Below are 14409 nucleotides of genomic sequence, written 5' to 3'. Positions count from 1 at the left end.
AGGGTCGAGCGCGGCCGGGAAGGTACACGTCGTGTTGACGCGCATGTCACAGCTCTTCGTCCGAACCCTGCGAGAGGATCCGGCCGACGCCGAGGTCCCCAGCCATCGTTGGCTGGTGCGGGCCGGGTACATCCGTCGGGTTGCTCCCGGCATCTACTCATGGCTGCCACTGGGTCTCCGGGTGATGCGCAAGATCGAGGCCATCTGCCGCGAGGAGATGGCTGGAATTGGAGCTCAGGAGGTGTGCTTCCCCGCACTCCTCGCCTCCGATCCTTACAAGGAGACTGGTCGCTGGGTTGAGTACGGCGACAACCTCTTCCGTCTCAAGGATCGCAAGGGGGTGGAGATGTTGCTGGGCCCGACCCACGAGGAGATGTTCACCCTCATGGTCAAGGACCTGTACTCCTCGTACAAGGATCTGCCACTGTGTCTCTACCAGATCCAGAACAAGTACCGAGACGAGGCTCGTCCGCGCGCTGGCATCCTGCGTGGCCGCGAGTTCGTCATGATGGACGCTTACTCCTTCGACGTCGCCCCGGCGGGTCTCGACGAGGCTTACCAGGCCCAGCGCGACGCCTACATTCGCATCTTCAACCGTCTCGGTCTCGACTATGCCATCGTCAAGGCGATGTCCGGTCCGATGGGTGGTTCTCGCTCCGAGGAGTTCCTGGCCATCGCTGACAATGGTGAGGACACCTTCGTGCGTTCTCCCGGTGGCTATGCAGCCAATGTCGAGGCGGTTCGGATGACTGCCCCGGACCCGCTGCCGATCGAGGGGCTGCCGGATGCGGAGGTCGTCGACACCCCCGAGGTTCCCACCATCGAGTCCCTGGTCCGTATGGCCAACGAGGTGCGTCCTCGCGAGGATCGTCCTTGGACCGGGGCTGACACCCTCAAGAACGTCGTCTTCATGGTGACCCATCCTGACGGCAAGCGTGAGCCACTGGCCATCGGTCTGCCAGGAGATCGCGAGGTCGACGAGAAACGGCTCGAGGCCGCCCTCGAGCCGGCCGTGGCTGAGCCCTTCACGGAAGAGGACTTCGCTGCCAACCCACAGTTGGTCAAGGGGTACATCGGCCCGGGATCCCTGGGCGAGGAGAACTCCTCGAAGGTGCGCTATCTCGTCGATCCCCGTGTCGTCACCGGCACGTCCTGGATCACCGGTGCCGACCAGACGGATCGTCACGTCTTCAACATGGTGGCAGGACGAGACTTCACCCCCGACGGAGTCATCGACGTCGCCGAGATCCGCGAGGGCGATCCCGCTCCCGACGGTAGTGGTGAGCTGCACCTGTCCCGCGGTATCGAGATCGGCCATATCTTCCAGCTCGGCAAGAAGTACGCCGACGCCCTGGGTCTCAAGGTGCTCGACCAGAATGGCAAGCTCGTGACCGTCACCATGGGTTCCTATGGTCTGGGTGTTTCGCGCGCGGTGGCCGCCATCGCCGAGAGCACCTGTGACGACAAGGGTCTGGCCTGGCCTCGCGAGGTCGCTCCCTTCGACGTCCAGGTGCTCGCCACCGGCAAGGGCTCGGAGATCCTCGAGGAGGCGACCAGGATTGCCAGTGAGTTGGCCGAGGCCGGACTCGATGTGCTCCTGGACGACCGTAAGGCGTCCCCGGGCGTGAAATTCGCCGACAGTGAGATCCTCGGTATGCCGACCTCGGTGGTCGTCGGTCGGGGGCTCAAGGACGGGCTCGTTGAAGTTCGCGATCGTGCCACGGGTGAGAATCGTGAGGTCAGTGTGGCCGAGGCTGTATCCGCCGTCCTTGAGGAAGTGCGCGGCTGAGCGCTGATCCGGAGGTGATCGTTTAACCAGCCGACATCCGCACGTGGCTGTATCGTCGTCAACTGTTCTCGAAATCTGGCGCGCAAGTGACCCAATGCCCCTCTGACAATGGGTTTCGTACGTCGGGCCGAACGGCCCCTCGACCTTGCGGAAGGTAAATGGATGCCAGAGGACGAAGACAAATTAACCAGAATTGACGACAACGCGGCCAGGAACACGTTGGGACGACGGAGCTTTCTCGGCGGTATGACCCTGGTTGCTGCGGCAGCGGTGACCGGCACCGCCCCGGCATTGGCTCATGCGTCGAAGCGTCTCCATTCCACGGCCGGGACCACCCTCGAACAGGTGGGCCTGCGGGATCCGGGCAACGGATACCGCAGACTCAAGGCACGGCGCGGGTACCCGCTCGTTGTGCGCGAGGAACTTGCCAGGGGCAAGAGCGGGCGTGATGACCGACGCCACGGCTTGGCGTCGGTCGTTCAGCTCACTGACCTGCACGTGACCGATGTGCAGTCACCGATGCGGGTCGAGTTCCTGCACCTGCTAGCTGGCCCGGCCTTTCGCCCGCAGGAGGCGTTGGGGCCGCTCGCCACGGCCTCCTTGGTGCGCCGAGTCAATTCGCTTCAGGGCGGTCCGGCTACTGGCCGGGCCTTCGACGCTCTCGTCAGCACGGGTGACAACACCGACAACCATGAGCACGTCGAACTGGACTGGTATCTCACCTTGTTGGCCGGGGGCACGATCGTCCCGAATACTGGTGCCCGTGATCGCTGGGAGAGTGTGCAAACCTTCGGGGATCCGCTGTTTTACAATCCTGAAGCGCATCACGGCGACATGTACAAACGTGCCGGCTTTCCCCAGGTGGACGGCTACTTCCGTCGCGTCATGGCCCCGGTGTCGTCCGCGGGTGTGAAGATCCCGTGGTACGCGGTGTTCGGAAACCACGACGACTCAGTCCAAGGCACGCTGCCTGCTGATTGGGAGTTTCTGAAGGCGATGTACACCAGCGATCGAAAGATCACCGGTTTCGCCAGTGACAGGGACGCCAAGGCGTACGTTCAGGCTGCCCAAGGCGGCGGACCGATCGCGCTGTCCAATGATGCCGTCTCGCTGACTCGGCGGGTCACCGCGGATGAGCGGCGCGTGCCCTTCACTCCTTTTGAGTTCATCAAGGCTCACTTGCGTGAGGATGTTGATGGTGCAGGTCCGCATGGTCACGGTTTCAGCGAAAATGACCTCAACGCGGTACGCGGTTATTACACCTTCCCGATCGCAGAAGGCGTGACCGGTATCAGCCTGGACTCCACCAACCGGGCCGGCTACACCAATGGTTCCATCGACGACCGTCAGTGGAAGTGGTTGAAGTCCGTGCTGCGTGCCGGTAGCAGCGTGTACTACGACGAGCTGGGTGTGCGGCAGCGTCACGAGGCCAGCGACACCATGTTCGTCCTTTTCAGCCATCATGACTCGAAGACGATGAACAACCCCGTCCTCCCCGGTGACGGCACTGGTATTCGTCATCTCGGCCCTGAACTGGTGTCCCTGCTCTCGCACTACCCGAATGTGGTCGCGTGGGTCAACGGTCATGTGCATGCCAACAACATCACCGCTCACCGGCACGCTCTCGACGCCCGCCGTAGCTGGTGGGAGATCAACACGGCGTCGCACGTCGACTTTCCCCAGATGGCCCGTGTCATCGAGCTTGCTGACAATCACGACGGTACCGTTAGCATCTTCACGACCTTGATCGAGTCCAATGCCCCTTATCAGGCCGACTACGACACCACGGACCCGGATGGTCTGGCCAGCCTGTACCGAGAGTTCGGGGCAAACGACATCCATACGATGGCACGTAGGCTTGGTACATCGGTCGATCACAACACGGAGTTGCTACTGGCACATCCGTGGGCCTGAGGCACCTCCAGACCGAGAAGATGTCGGGCCCCGCCCTTTTCAGGAGGCGGGGCCCCTAATTGTTGGTGTCATACGGAAGGTTGACACGTGACGTCGTGGGTCTTTGCTGGTCTTGTCCTCGCCGCCTTCATGGCAGGGTGGGTCAACGCCGTCGTGGGTGGGGGCGGACTCATCATGCTGCCGTCCTTGTTGGTTGGTTTGCCGACCGAGACGCCGGTGGCGACGATCGTCGGGACGAATAAGACGGCCCAAGTCGTCGGGAACCTCACCGCTGGAGTGGGGTACTTGCGCAAGCAGCGCCCGGACTGGCGGATGTTCCTCTCAGCGGCCGGCATGGCCGTCATCGGCGCGGTGATCGGTGCTCGGATCGTCACTTACATGTCCCGAGCGGTCTACACTCCCATCCTGCTCATCGTCCTCGTGGTCATAGGGATTTACACCTGGAGACGACCAGCCCTGGGCGTGGGCTCGCACGGAGAGGGCGGGAAACACCCCGTTCTGGTTCCGATCATCGGCCTCTTCCTGGGGTGTTACGACGGAGCCATCGGACCGGGGGTCGGGACTTTCTGGGTACTCACCTATGTCGCCGTGGGCGGCTATTCCTTCCTCAAGGCCTCCGGGATGGCCAAGATCTGCAACACGGTGACGAACCTCGTCACGATCACGACGCTGGCCATTCACGGTCATGTCTGGTGGCACGTCGCCTGGCCGCTCGTCATCGCCAACGTCGTTGGTGGATTCATCGGAGCTCGGACCGCCATGAAACATGGCAATGGTTTCGTCCGGACGATGTTCCTCATCATCACCAGCGTGCTGGCAGTACGGATGCTGGTTCAGCTGATCTGGGGAATCTGAGTCGCGTTGCCGCCGGGGCGCGGCTTCCTGCTCACACCCAGCCGGGCCAGGTCGTCACCCCAGTGCCCAGATGGGCGAGGACCTCAGTCTGGCTGGCCATCGCAGCGACGGCGTGCGGACGTGCCGGCGCCGGGCTCGCGGCTGTCACCCGACCCCAGCCAGACAGCACATTGTCTTCCAGGTCGGACCACAGCGAACGGGTCGCTGCCGCATTGACAGGGGTCGTCGGCATGGGGTAGCCAGGCAGATCAGGGGTCGGGGTGGCAGAGGCCTCGCGGATTCCCTGGCGGACCTCGGCGCGCTGGGCGATGACCCGGTCGCGTCGCCGCCATCCCCAGGCGCGAAGCGGGTCGCCCTCGGCAAGGCGACCAATGCCCCATTCCAGGCCTGCCACGAGGGCATTGAGATGGGTCAGGAGCGCCTGCTGGGCATTGACGAGAGGTTCCTGTCCGACGGAGACCGGGACAACCTTGGGCGTGGGACGTGGAGCGGGGGCGTCGGGGTCGAAAGCTGAGCAGAACACCGAGAGACTGGCCCACACCAGGGATTCCGAGGGGTCACCTGCGGCTCGGCAATTCGACAGATATTGGGTAGCGGCAGCCTTTTCGTGACGCTGTAGCAAGGCAACTGGCGATCCCCGTCCGGCGGTCAACGGTGAAGGTGAGACCGAGGGGGATGGGGAGCCTGTGTTTCCGGAGAAAGGGTCAGTCTGGCTCAGCACCTGACAATGCCGATGATGGGCAGCAGCGACGCGCTGGTACATCACCTTCCGGCCGCCACCGACGGTACTCGCGGCTTTCGTCGCCAACTGCGCCAGAAGGGCTTCCTGGGACACGGCATCGCGACGTTGTGGGGCTGCGCTGGCAATGGTTGAGCGCACCGGGGTCGTTCTCTTGCCGGACTCATGATCGCAACCTGCCAGCCCGATGGCGACGAGACTGGCTCCACTGGCAAGAAGGGTTCTCCGAGCGATCATGTGCTCACCCTATCCATACTGAAGCTGTACCTCCGACCTGACGCCGGGGATCACCCAGGTGGGGAGGCGATGATGTCCAGGTGACAGGACTGAGCGGCTAGACTCGGTGCGGACAATTTGCAACGACAACAGGATGAGACACAGATGAATGCAGAGAGGCTCACCAGCCTGCTGGAACCGGTCGTGTCCCAGCTCGGGCTCGAACTCGATCGCGTCGAGGCCGTGCCTGCCGGACGACGTCGCCTGGTACGAGTGACGGTCGACGGGGATGGCCCTGACGGCCACGGACCCAGCCTTGACGAGATCTCCGAGGCCACTGCCGAGATTTCCCGCTGCCTCGATGATGCCGATGCCATGGGGGAGTCGCCGTACACCCTCGAGGTGTCTTCGCGTGGTGTCTCCACTCCGTTGACCCAGCCACGTCACTACCGACGCAACGTCGGACGCTTGGTGCGGTTCACCCTCAACCCAGCCGAGGGGCAGAAATCCGGGGAGACCTTCGACGGCCGCATCATCGCGGCCACGGAGGAGAAGGTCACCCTCGAGGTCGAGGCAGAGAACTCGAAACCTCACAAGCCCCTGTACACCACCCGCGAGGTCCAGCTGGCTGACGTGGCGAAGGCCATCGTGCAGGTGGAGCTCAATCGTCGCGACGCACAGGCGTCGGAGGAGGAGAACTGAGATGGACATCGACCTGTCGACCCTGCGCATGATTGAGCGGGACAAGGACATCCCGCTCGATTACCTGCTGACGACCCTGGAGGACGCCCTCCTCAACGCCTACGACAAGACGGATGCTCCCGTGAAGGGGGCCAAGGTCCAGCTCGACCGCAAGACCGGGAATGTCGCCGTCATGATCCCGGAGAAGGACGAGGAGGGGGAGATCGTCGGCTGGTACGACGGCACCCCCGATGACTTCGGGCGCGTGGCTGCCTCGACGGCTCGCCAGGTGATCTTCCAGCGTCTGCGCGAGGCCGAGGATGAGCAGAAGTACGGCCATTTCGCGGCGGTCGAGGGTGACGTCATCACTGGCGTGGTCCAGCAGTCCTACCGCGACACCCGCACGGTTCGCGTCGACCTGGGTGCCCTCGAGGGCATCATGCCCCCGGCTGAGCAGGTTCCCGGTGAGGACTACTCGCATGGCCGTCGTATTCGTGTCTACGTCGTGGCAGTGCGCAAGGAGGTCCGTGGCCCGCAGGTGATCGTCTCACGCACCCACCCGAACCTGGTGCGCAAGCTCTTCGCCATGGAGGTGCCGGAGATCGAACAGGGTGTCGTCGAGATCAAGGCCCTGGCTCGTGAGGCCGGTCACCGCTCCAAGATCGCCGTCGTTTCCCACAACCCCGACGTCTCGGCCAAGGGGGCCTGCATCGGACCGATGGGTCAGCGAGTGCGCGCCGTCATGCATGAGTTGGGCGAGGAGAAGATCGACATCATCGACTGGTCGGAGGATCCCGCCGAGTTCGTGGGCGCGGCTCTCTCGCCTGCCAAGGTGGCGTCGGTGACGGTCATCGATCCCAAGGCCAAGGCTGCCAGGGCCATCGTCCCGGACTACCAGCTCTCCCTGGCCATTGGACGTGAAGGTCAGAACGCCCGTCTGGCAGCTCGCCTCACGGGGTGGCGTATTGACATCCGTCCTGACAACCAGGTCTGAGACCGCTTGAAGTAGCCGACGACGCCCGACCTTCCCCGTGAAGGTTCGGTGTCGTGCTTTTGTTTCTCCATCTGGCCTAGGGTTGACGGGTGACCAGACGACCCCAACGCACCTGCGTCGGATGCCGACGCGTCGACGATCTAGCCCACATGAGGCGTTATGTGCTGATTGACGGGGTCGTCGTGGCAGACCTGACTGGCAGTGCAGCTGGAAGGGGAGCTCACGTCCATCCTGGCGATGAGTGCTGGAAGCGCGCCGTGTCCGGGGGATTCGCGCGATCCTTTCGTCGGCGGGTGACCGTCGACGAGATTGATGGGGGCAAGTGACCAACGCGGTGAATTGGGCTCAACAGGACAGTTTCGGTAAAGTTGTTCCTGCATGCCCGCCGGGAGGTCCGGCGGCCTCACCGAATCGTGTCCCTGGACGGTCGGTCATTCTGGCTCGAAGGGACTGAATAGGAAGTGGGCACAAGCTCATGAACACTCGATGAGTTCGCACCAATGAGGATTCACAACAACTAGGCCCAGGTCCACCGCGGCCGGGCCCGAAGGAGAGTAGTGGCCAAGGTCCGCGTCTATGAGCTCGCGAAGGAGCTCGGACTGTCAAGCAAGCAGCTTCTGGGGAAGCTCAACGACATGGGCGAGTTCGTCCGTTCGGCTTCCTCAACCATTGAGGCGCCAGTTGTGCGGCGACTGCGTGACCAGATCGGTTCGGCTGAACCGACTGGCGATGCCAAGCCTGCGAAGCCTGCGGCTCGCAAGTCGCAGGCAGCATCCAAGGGGAAGTCCAAGGAGACTCCGTCGGCCAAGCCGACTCCCGGTCCCAAGCCGGGCCCCGCGCCGAAGCCGGCGCCTGGTCCCCGTCCCGGTTCTAGCGGAGGCCCGAAGCCTGGGCGCAGCTCTGCAGCTCGCACCAGTGCGACTCCGCGTCCGGGTCTCATGAAGTCTTCCGGTGGCTCCAAGAAGCAGGAGACCCCGGCACCGAAGAGCGACGCCAAGCCGGCTCCCAAGCCTGGTCAGAACGCCGCCAAGCCCCATGCACCGACCCCCGGCCCCAAGCCTGGTGGGTCGGCCAAGCCTGCCACCCCGAAGCCGGGTGCCCGTCCGGGCCCGCGCCCGGGGGGATCCGGCGGGCTGCCATCGGGTGCTCGCCCCGGTCCGCGTCCGGGTGCTGGTCGTCGTACCGGAACCCCGCGTCCCGGGAACAACCCGTTCGCCTCCAGCCAGGGAATGGGCCAGTCCCGTCATCGCCCTGAGGGTGGACGGCGCTCCGGTGGAGCTCCTCGTCCAGGTCAGGGTGAGCGTATGCCGCGTCCGGGCGGCAGCCAGGGATCGCGTGGCGGTTCCGGTATGCCTCGTCCGAACCCGGCCATGATGCCGAAGCACCAGTCCTCTCAGATTGGTCAGGCAAGTACTGGTCGTGGTGGACGCGGCGGTGGCCGCGGCCGTGGTGGATCCCGTGGCGGCGGTTTCGGCGGTGGCTTCGGCGGAGGACCTCGCGGTCCTGTCGGCGGTGGTCGCGGTGGTCGCGGTGGTCGCGGCACCCAGGGTGCCTTTGGCCGTGGTGGTTCCCGTCGTGGTCGCAAGTCCCGCAAGCAGCGCAGGCAAGAGTTCGACGAGATGCAGGCACCGCTGGTCGGCGGTGTGCGCGTCCGCAAGGGCAATGGTGAGACCATCCGACTGCGTCGTGGTGCCTCGCTGACCGATCTCGCCGAGAAGGTCAATGCCGAGCCGGCGCAGCTCGTGCAGGTGCTGTTTAACCTTGGCGAGATGGTGACTGCCACCCAGTCGGTGTCCGACGACACCCTGGAGATCCTGGGCGGCGAGCTCAACTATGACATTCAGGTCGTGTCCCCGGAGGACGAGGATCGCGAGCTGCTGGAGTCCTTCGACCTTGAGTTCGGCGAGAACGAGGGCGATGAGGAGGATCTCGTCGCACGTCCACCGGTCGTCACCGTCATGGGCCACGTCGACCACGGCAAGACGAAGCTGCTGGACGCCCTGCGTCACACTCATGTGGTGGAGGGCGAGGCCGGTGGCATCACCCAGGCCATCGGTGCTTACCAGGTCGAAACCGAGGTCGACGACGTCGAGCGCGCCATCACCTTCATCGACACCCCGGGTCACGAAGCCTTCACGGCCATGCGTGCTCGTGGCGCCAAGTCCACCGACATCGCGGTGCTGGTTGTCGCTGCTGATGACGGCGTCATGCCGCAGACCGTCGAGGCGTTGAACCACGCCAAAGCTGCCGATGTGCCGATCGTCGTGGCCGTCAACAAGATCGACAAGCCGGAATCCGATCCGGACAAGGTGCGCGGACAGCTCACCGAGTACGGTCTGATTCCAGAGGAGTACGGCGGTGACACGATGTTTGTCAACGTCTCCGCTCGTACCCACGAGGGTCTTGACGACCTCCTCGAGGCCATCGTCCTGACCGCTGACGCGGCGCTGGACCTGCGTGCCAACCCGGACATGGCTGCTCAGGGTGTTGCCATCGAGGCCCACCTTGACAAGGGTCGTGGCCCGGTGGCCACCGCCCTCATCCAGCGCGGAACCTTGCACATCGGCGATTCCATCGTCGCCGGGTCTGCCTACGGACGTGTGCGCGCCATGATCAATGATCAGGGCGAGAGCGTCGACGAGGCTGCGCCGGCCGCCCCGGTGCAGGTGCTCGGCCTCACCTCGGTGCCGGGCGCCGGCGATAACTTCCTGGTCGTCGACGATGACCGGATGGCTCGCCAGATCGCCGAGAAGCGCGAGGCCCGGATGCGTGCTGCCCAGCAGGCCAAGTCGTCGCGTCGCAAGACCCTCGATCAGCTGTTTGAGCAGCTCGAGAAGGGCGAGACCGAGGAGCTGCTGCTCATCCTCAAGGGTGACGGCGCCGGCTCGGTCGAGGCCTTGGAGGACGCCCTGGCCAAGATCGACGTGGGCGACGAGGTCGACCTGCGCGTCATCGACCGTGGTGTCGGTGCCATCACCGAGACCAACGTCTCGCTGGCTGCCGCCTCCAACGCCGTCATCGTGGGCTTCAACGTTCGCCCGACCGCTCATGCCCAGCGCATGGCCGACGAGGAGAACGTCGACATTCGGTACTACTCGGTCATCTACGACGCCATCGATGAGATCGAGGCCGCCCTGCGAGGCATGCTCAAGCCGATCTACGAGGAGAAGGCAATGGGCACCGCGGAGATCCGCCAGATCTTCCGCTCCTCGAAGGTTGGAACGATCGCGGGCTGCATGATCACCGACGGCACCATCCGTCGTCATGCCAAGGCCCGTCTCGTCCGCGACGGTGTGGTGATCCAGGAGACCGAGATCAACACGCTGCAGCGCGAGAAGGATGCCGTCACCGAAGTGCGTGAGGGTTACGAGTGTGGTCTGACTCTGACCAACTACTCCGACATCCGTGTCGGCGACGAGGTCCAGTGCTACGAGATGGTGGAGAAGCCTCGCGACTGAGCTTGGTCACTGTCCTGAACGGGGCGTCCACGTGGAAGCGTGGTCGCCCCGTTTGTGTGCTCCCCGATTGCTCGACCTGTTGTCACCCGACTATATTATTATTCCCTGCTCGTCCAGTAAGAGAGCAGTGTTGCTCTCTTGCTCAATGGTTTGGACAAATAGTTGATGAAGGCGCAAGAAGATTCGCACTGTACTTTTGTCGATATCCGCGGTGTCTATTTTTGCTTGTGTTCTGCCCGCCAAGACTTGCAGACACTGTCAGGGCGACTCCTATGACAACGTGGAGAGTCTGTCTATCACGGGAGGATCGGCGAAAGCACCAGGAAAAACCCAAGGATATAAGCAAGCCCTCATGTCATCGGGTGGCATCTGGCATTCGAAGGCTGAATACATCTTCAGTGTCTCAAGACACAAGAAATCCGACAGAGGGCGGTTACGGCAAAGTTGACGCATCCGTCCTTTATGACAAATGCCAGCCCATGTGGGGTGGAAACTGTATTCCACAAGTCGTAGGGGCGGGGCATCAGGCAGCACCGGTCGTTTGCTTGACGGAATATCCAAGGTATATATTGCGGATTCTACGATCGATGTTGTTCGTGATGAAAGAGGCAGTTGGCAATGTTCTTCCAAAATGTGTCCCGACCGAGTGCCTTGACCTGATCCGTGTAGCGATGGGTTGGATTGATGAGTGCTGACACGATTGAACTTGACCAGGTGGTCGTCCGATACCGGTCCGGGTGGCAACTGGGGCCGGTGTCGGCGACCTTTCCGGTGGGGGTGAGTGCCCTTGTCGGCCCCAATGGTTCGGGTAAGACGACGATGCTTGCTGTGCTCACCGGAATCAAACGACCGAGGGCCGGGACGCTACGTCGTGACGGGCAACCCGTGAGGAGACGACGGGAGGGCTCTGGGTACCGGGCCCACATCGGGTACGTTCCGCAGGAATGCACCTGGTCACCGTCGTGGCCGGTCGAAGACTTTCTCGCCTTCTGTGCGCGCATGTATCGAGTACCGTCCACGCAGGTCAGGCACAGGTGCCAAGGCGTCATGTCCGATCTGAACGTCGGTCAATTCGCCCACCAGCCCATCGGTACTCTGTCGGGCGGTCAAAAGCGTCGGGTCTTCCTCGCGGCGGCACTGGTTCACGACCCCGAGGTGCTCATTCTTGATGAGCCGACCGTGGGCCTGGATCCGGGGGAGCGGATCTCGTTTCGCCGCCACGTCGTCGAGCAGGCGGCCTCACGGGTCGTCGTGCTGTCCACCCATCTCATGGATGACGTCGCCTTGTCCGCAGACCAAGTGTATCTGGTCGATGGGGGCACATTACCTGGAGCGGCACCCTGCCCGAATTGATGGCTGCAGCAGCAGAATCTCATTCACAGGACCACGTGTCAGTGGCTGAGCAAGGCTACCTGCACCTGATGCAAGGTCGCGCAGAATCTGAGCTCCTTGAGGGGGACCGATGAAAGCCTGTCTTCGGCAGGCCGTCTGGTCTGGGCTGGGGCTTGCCGTGTTGTGGGTCGCCACGAGCGTTGGCCTGATGCACATGTATTCCCGCGTGTGGAAGTCCTTCGCCTTGACGACGGGGAGTGTCTCGGTGGACACGGTCATCCTGTCTCCAGTGTGCTGCGGAGTCGGGGTAGCGTACGGCACCCGTCTTCGCCGCGCCGGGGTCACGCGTACATCCCGAGCCTGGCCGCGCAGCGCTACCGCCGCCATCGTCACCACCTGGCTGGTGGGTGTCGGAGCCGTTCTGCTCCTGGCTGTGGGGGTAACGACCGCAATCCTCGCATTGGTGGCTTCCGGTGACGCCGATCCGCGACTCGTGATGGGTTCGGTCCTCACCGCCATGGCCGCCACGGCATTCCTGGCCCTGGGGGCCGTCCTTGGAGTGGCGGCTGGTTCCTATCTGCTCGCCGCTGTCGCTGCCATCGCGTTTTACTTGGTGGCGGGGGCCGTTCCTGAGGCCTATGACCTGCTCATTGGATGGTCTGGTCCTGCGGCCATCGACGGCGCCCCTTCGCATCTCACCTGGCACGCCATCGCGTTGTGGGCTGGACTCGATTGTGCCGTCATCGTCGTCTCCTTGGTGCTCGTGGCCGTGATCACGACACCCGGTGGTGGGCCTTGGTGGCGGTGGCTCACGGCGACGATTCTGGTGGCAGTGGTCATCGTTGACGCCGCAGCGACGATTCGGTTGGAGGAGGTGTGGGAATCCACGGATGATTGGCGGTGTCGTGAGGTCGGCAAGCACGGATCCATGGCATGCGTCTCCGGTGACATGTCCTGGCGGCTGGAGGAATACGCAACGGCTATGGGCCGCGTCGATGACCTGTTGATGGCCAGCGGGGTCCAAAGACGCATTGTCTACGCCCCCGAGGGAGGGCCAGGGAAGGCCGGTTACCTGCCGGTGCGGACGCACGTGTCGACCTCCTCCACAGCGAGAGAATGGGCCGGGGATCTCAACGCACCCCTGCTGGGTGACAACCTGTTGGGAGTCGAGGATTCCACGTCCTCACAGTGTGACGGGACGGTCGAAATCCTTGACGACGCACTGGTGTCGGTCATGGACGGTCAACCCCTCGCCCCGGACTCGCTGCGATCCATGGTGGCACAGGTGAGGGCTTGTCCATGACGGGTCGGCTCTCCTGCTTCGGATGGTTCCTGCGCAGCCGCGGTCTGGTGGCCGTAGTGGCCTATCTGACGGTGGGAATGGTCTGTGCCCATCACCTTGGCGGCGACCTCGTCACCGTCCCGTTTGCCGGCAGCAGGTCGGTTGATGTGGGGCTGGGGCCTTCGAGCCTGAGTGGAATCCTCGCCTCCGTATTGTTCTCCTCCCCGGACCCACAACGGGAACAGGCCTTCCCCGACCGTCCCATTCGCACCATGAGGGTGGTCTGGGCCCTCATCGTGCTCGTCTGGCCAGTGGCATGGGCTGTCCTGTTCAACGGTGACCAACCTATTTCTCAGTGGTGGGTGCTGTGGTTTGCGCGCAACCATGTCCTGCTGGTGGGACTGGCGATGGTCGCCAGCGTCGTGCTGTCGGTGGCCTGGGCGTGGCTGCCGGGAACGATCTTCGTCCTGTCGTGCTGGATCCTGGGTACCAAGGATTCCGCGGCGACTCCCTACTGGTGGGCGCTGCTGAACCAGAGCCCTCTGGACCCCCTGAGTCTGGCAGTCTCAGCCGTGCTGGTCGTCGTCGGGATGGTGCTGCAGTGGCGTACCCCCGGACCCCCGCGTTGACACTGGCTGTCGCGTGCGTCGGTGGGGACGGTGTGCAAAAATGGTTGATCCGCTCAGGACACCGATGGCGAGGAGAGATCATGAACACACCGAATCCGCGTGTCGCCAAGTTAGCCGATCAGATCCGAGTCGTGGTGGCCGAGACCCTTGAGCGTCGTGTCAAGGATCCCCGCCTGGGCTTCGTGACGATCACCGATGTGCGTCTGACCGGGGACTCCCGTGACGCCACTTTGTTCTGGACCGCGATGGGTACCGACAAGGAGATCGCCGGAACGGAAGCGGCACTTGAGTCGGCGAAGGGGATGCTGCGTTCCACCGTCGGCAAGAGACTCAAGCTGCGCTACGCCCCGACCCTGACCTTCGTGCGTGATGCCACTCCTGAGACCGCCAAGTCGATCGAGGACGCCTTGGCACGAGCTGCCGCTTCTGATGCCGAGATCGCTCGACGCTCCCAAGGTGCCATGCCTGCCGGTGAGGCTGATCCCTACCGTCATAGCGACGAGGACGAGGCCGAGTGACG

11 protein-coding genes and 1 pseudogene are annotated in these 14409 nt (G+C 63.6%); 11 read left to right on the top strand and 1 reads right to left on the bottom strand.

Annotated elements, in window-relative coordinates:
• Positions 1–43 precede the first annotated feature (43 nt).
• The 3 genes from AC6I1W_RS10450 to AC6I1W_RS10440 all read left to right on the top strand — a co-directional run bounded on the left by AC6I1W_RS10450 (position 44) and on the right by AC6I1W_RS10440 (position 4558).
• Positions 44–1789, top strand: a complete 1746-nt coding sequence (locus tag AC6I1W_RS10450) for a proline--tRNA ligase (RefSeq protein ID WP_063279310.1) — start codon at positions 44–46, stop codon at positions 1787–1789.
• 162 nt (positions 1790–1951) lie between these two features.
• Positions 1952–3703, top strand: coding sequence for a TIGR03767 family metallophosphoesterase (locus tag AC6I1W_RS10445; protein ID WP_270236679.1), 1752 nt, complete (start codon positions 1952–1954; stop codon positions 3701–3703).
• Between the two features lie 87 nt (positions 3704–3790).
• Complete coding sequence (locus tag AC6I1W_RS10440; protein ID WP_016665732.1) at positions 3791–4558, top strand: sulfite exporter TauE/SafE family protein; 768 nt, start codon at positions 3791–3793, stop codon at positions 4556–4558.
• Positions 4559–4589: 31 nt separating this feature from the next.
• On the opposite strand, the gene AC6I1W_RS10435 is transcribed toward AC6I1W_RS10440, so the two are convergent.
• Positions 4590–5534, bottom strand: coding sequence for a DUF4439 domain-containing protein (locus AC6I1W_RS10435; protein WP_270236678.1), 945 nt, complete (start codon positions 5532–5534; stop codon positions 4590–4592).
• Between the two features lie 144 nt (positions 5535–5678).
• On the opposite strand from AC6I1W_RS10435, the gene rimP reads away from it, so the two are divergent.
• The 8 genes and pseudogenes from rimP (at position 5679) to rbfA (ending at position 14407) form a co-directional block, all read left to right on the top strand.
• Positions 5679–6215 (top strand): ribosome maturation factor RimP, encoded by a 537-nt coding sequence (gene rimP, locus AC6I1W_RS10430; protein ID WP_065674222.1) that lies wholly within the window; start codon positions 5679–5681, stop codon positions 6213–6215.
• 1 nt (position 6216) lies between these two features.
• Entirely contained in the window at positions 6217–7188 is a 972-nt protein-coding gene (gene nusA / locus AC6I1W_RS10425; RefSeq protein WP_016665729.1) for a transcription termination factor NusA, read from the top strand.
• Positions 7189–7277: 89 nt separating this feature from the next.
• A complete protein-coding gene (locus AC6I1W_RS10420; protein ID WP_221267945.1) occupies positions 7278–7514 on the top strand; it encodes a YlxR family protein in 237 nt (78 codons plus the stop codon).
• Positions 7515–7745: 231 nt separating this feature from the next.
• A complete protein-coding gene (gene infB / locus AC6I1W_RS10415; protein ID WP_270236676.1) occupies positions 7746–10646 on the top strand; it encodes a translation initiation factor IF-2 in 2901 nt (966 codons plus the stop codon).
• A 684-nt stretch (positions 10647–11330) separates the two neighbouring features.
• Positions 11331–12112 (top strand): annotated as a pseudogene (locus tag AC6I1W_RS10410) (ABC transporter ATP-binding protein).
• Positions 12109–13281, top strand: a complete 1173-nt coding sequence (locus AC6I1W_RS10405; RefSeq protein WP_270236675.1) for a conjugal transfer protein TraL — start codon at positions 12109–12111, stop codon at positions 13279–13281. The pseudogene AC6I1W_RS10410 and the gene AC6I1W_RS10405 overlap by 4 nt, the downstream one beginning before the upstream one ends.
• Positions 13278–13889: a hypothetical protein gene (locus AC6I1W_RS10400; RefSeq protein ID WP_270236674.1), complete on the top strand. Its 612-nt coding sequence runs from the start codon at positions 13278–13280 to the stop codon at positions 13887–13889. Before AC6I1W_RS10405 ends, AC6I1W_RS10400 begins: the two co-directional genes overlap by 4 nt.
• Positions 13890–13969: 80 nt before the next feature.
• The gene (gene rbfA / locus AC6I1W_RS10395; RefSeq protein ID WP_270236672.1) at positions 13970–14407 is read left to right on the top strand and encodes a 30S ribosome-binding factor RbfA; all 438 of its coding nucleotides are present in this window, start codon (positions 13970–13972) and stop codon (positions 14405–14407) included.
• Positions 14408–14409: the final 2 nt, after the last annotated feature.

Source organism: Cutibacterium sp. KB22876, assembly GCF_059728865.1.
Note: the sequence above shows the minus strand (reverse complement) of the source record. Positions and strands in the feature narration are given on the sequence as shown.

Bases quoted from the DNA above. Each gene is read 5' to 3' on its own strand.
- AC6I1W_RS10435 (WP_270236678.1), bottom strand. From the start codon at position 5,534: ATGATCGCTCGGAGAACCCTTCTTGCCAGTGGAGCCAGTCTCGTCGCC.
- rimP (WP_065674222.1), top strand. From the start codon at position 5,679: ATGAATGCAGAGAGGCTCACCAGCCTGCTGGAACCGGTCGTGTCCCAG.
- AC6I1W_RS10450 (WP_063279310.1), top strand. From the start codon at position 44: ATGTCACAGCTCTTCGTCCGAACCCTGCGAGAGGATCCGGCCGACGCC.
- AC6I1W_RS10405 (WP_270236675.1), top strand. From the start codon at position 12,109: ATGAAAGCCTGTCTTCGGCAGGCCGTCTGGTCTGGGCTGGGGCTTGCC.
- AC6I1W_RS10445 (WP_270236679.1), top strand. From the start codon at position 1,952: ATGCCAGAGGACGAAGACAAATTAACCAGAATTGACGACAACGCGGCC.
- rbfA (WP_270236672.1), top strand. From the start codon at position 13,970: ATGAACACACCGAATCCGCGTGTCGCCAAGTTAGCCGATCAGATCCGA.
- AC6I1W_RS10400 (WP_270236674.1), top strand. From the start codon at position 13,278: ATGACGGGTCGGCTCTCCTGCTTCGGATGGTTCCTGCGCAGCCGCGGT.
- nusA (WP_016665729.1), top strand. From the start codon at position 6,217: ATGGACATCGACCTGTCGACCCTGCGCATGATTGAGCGGGACAAGGAC.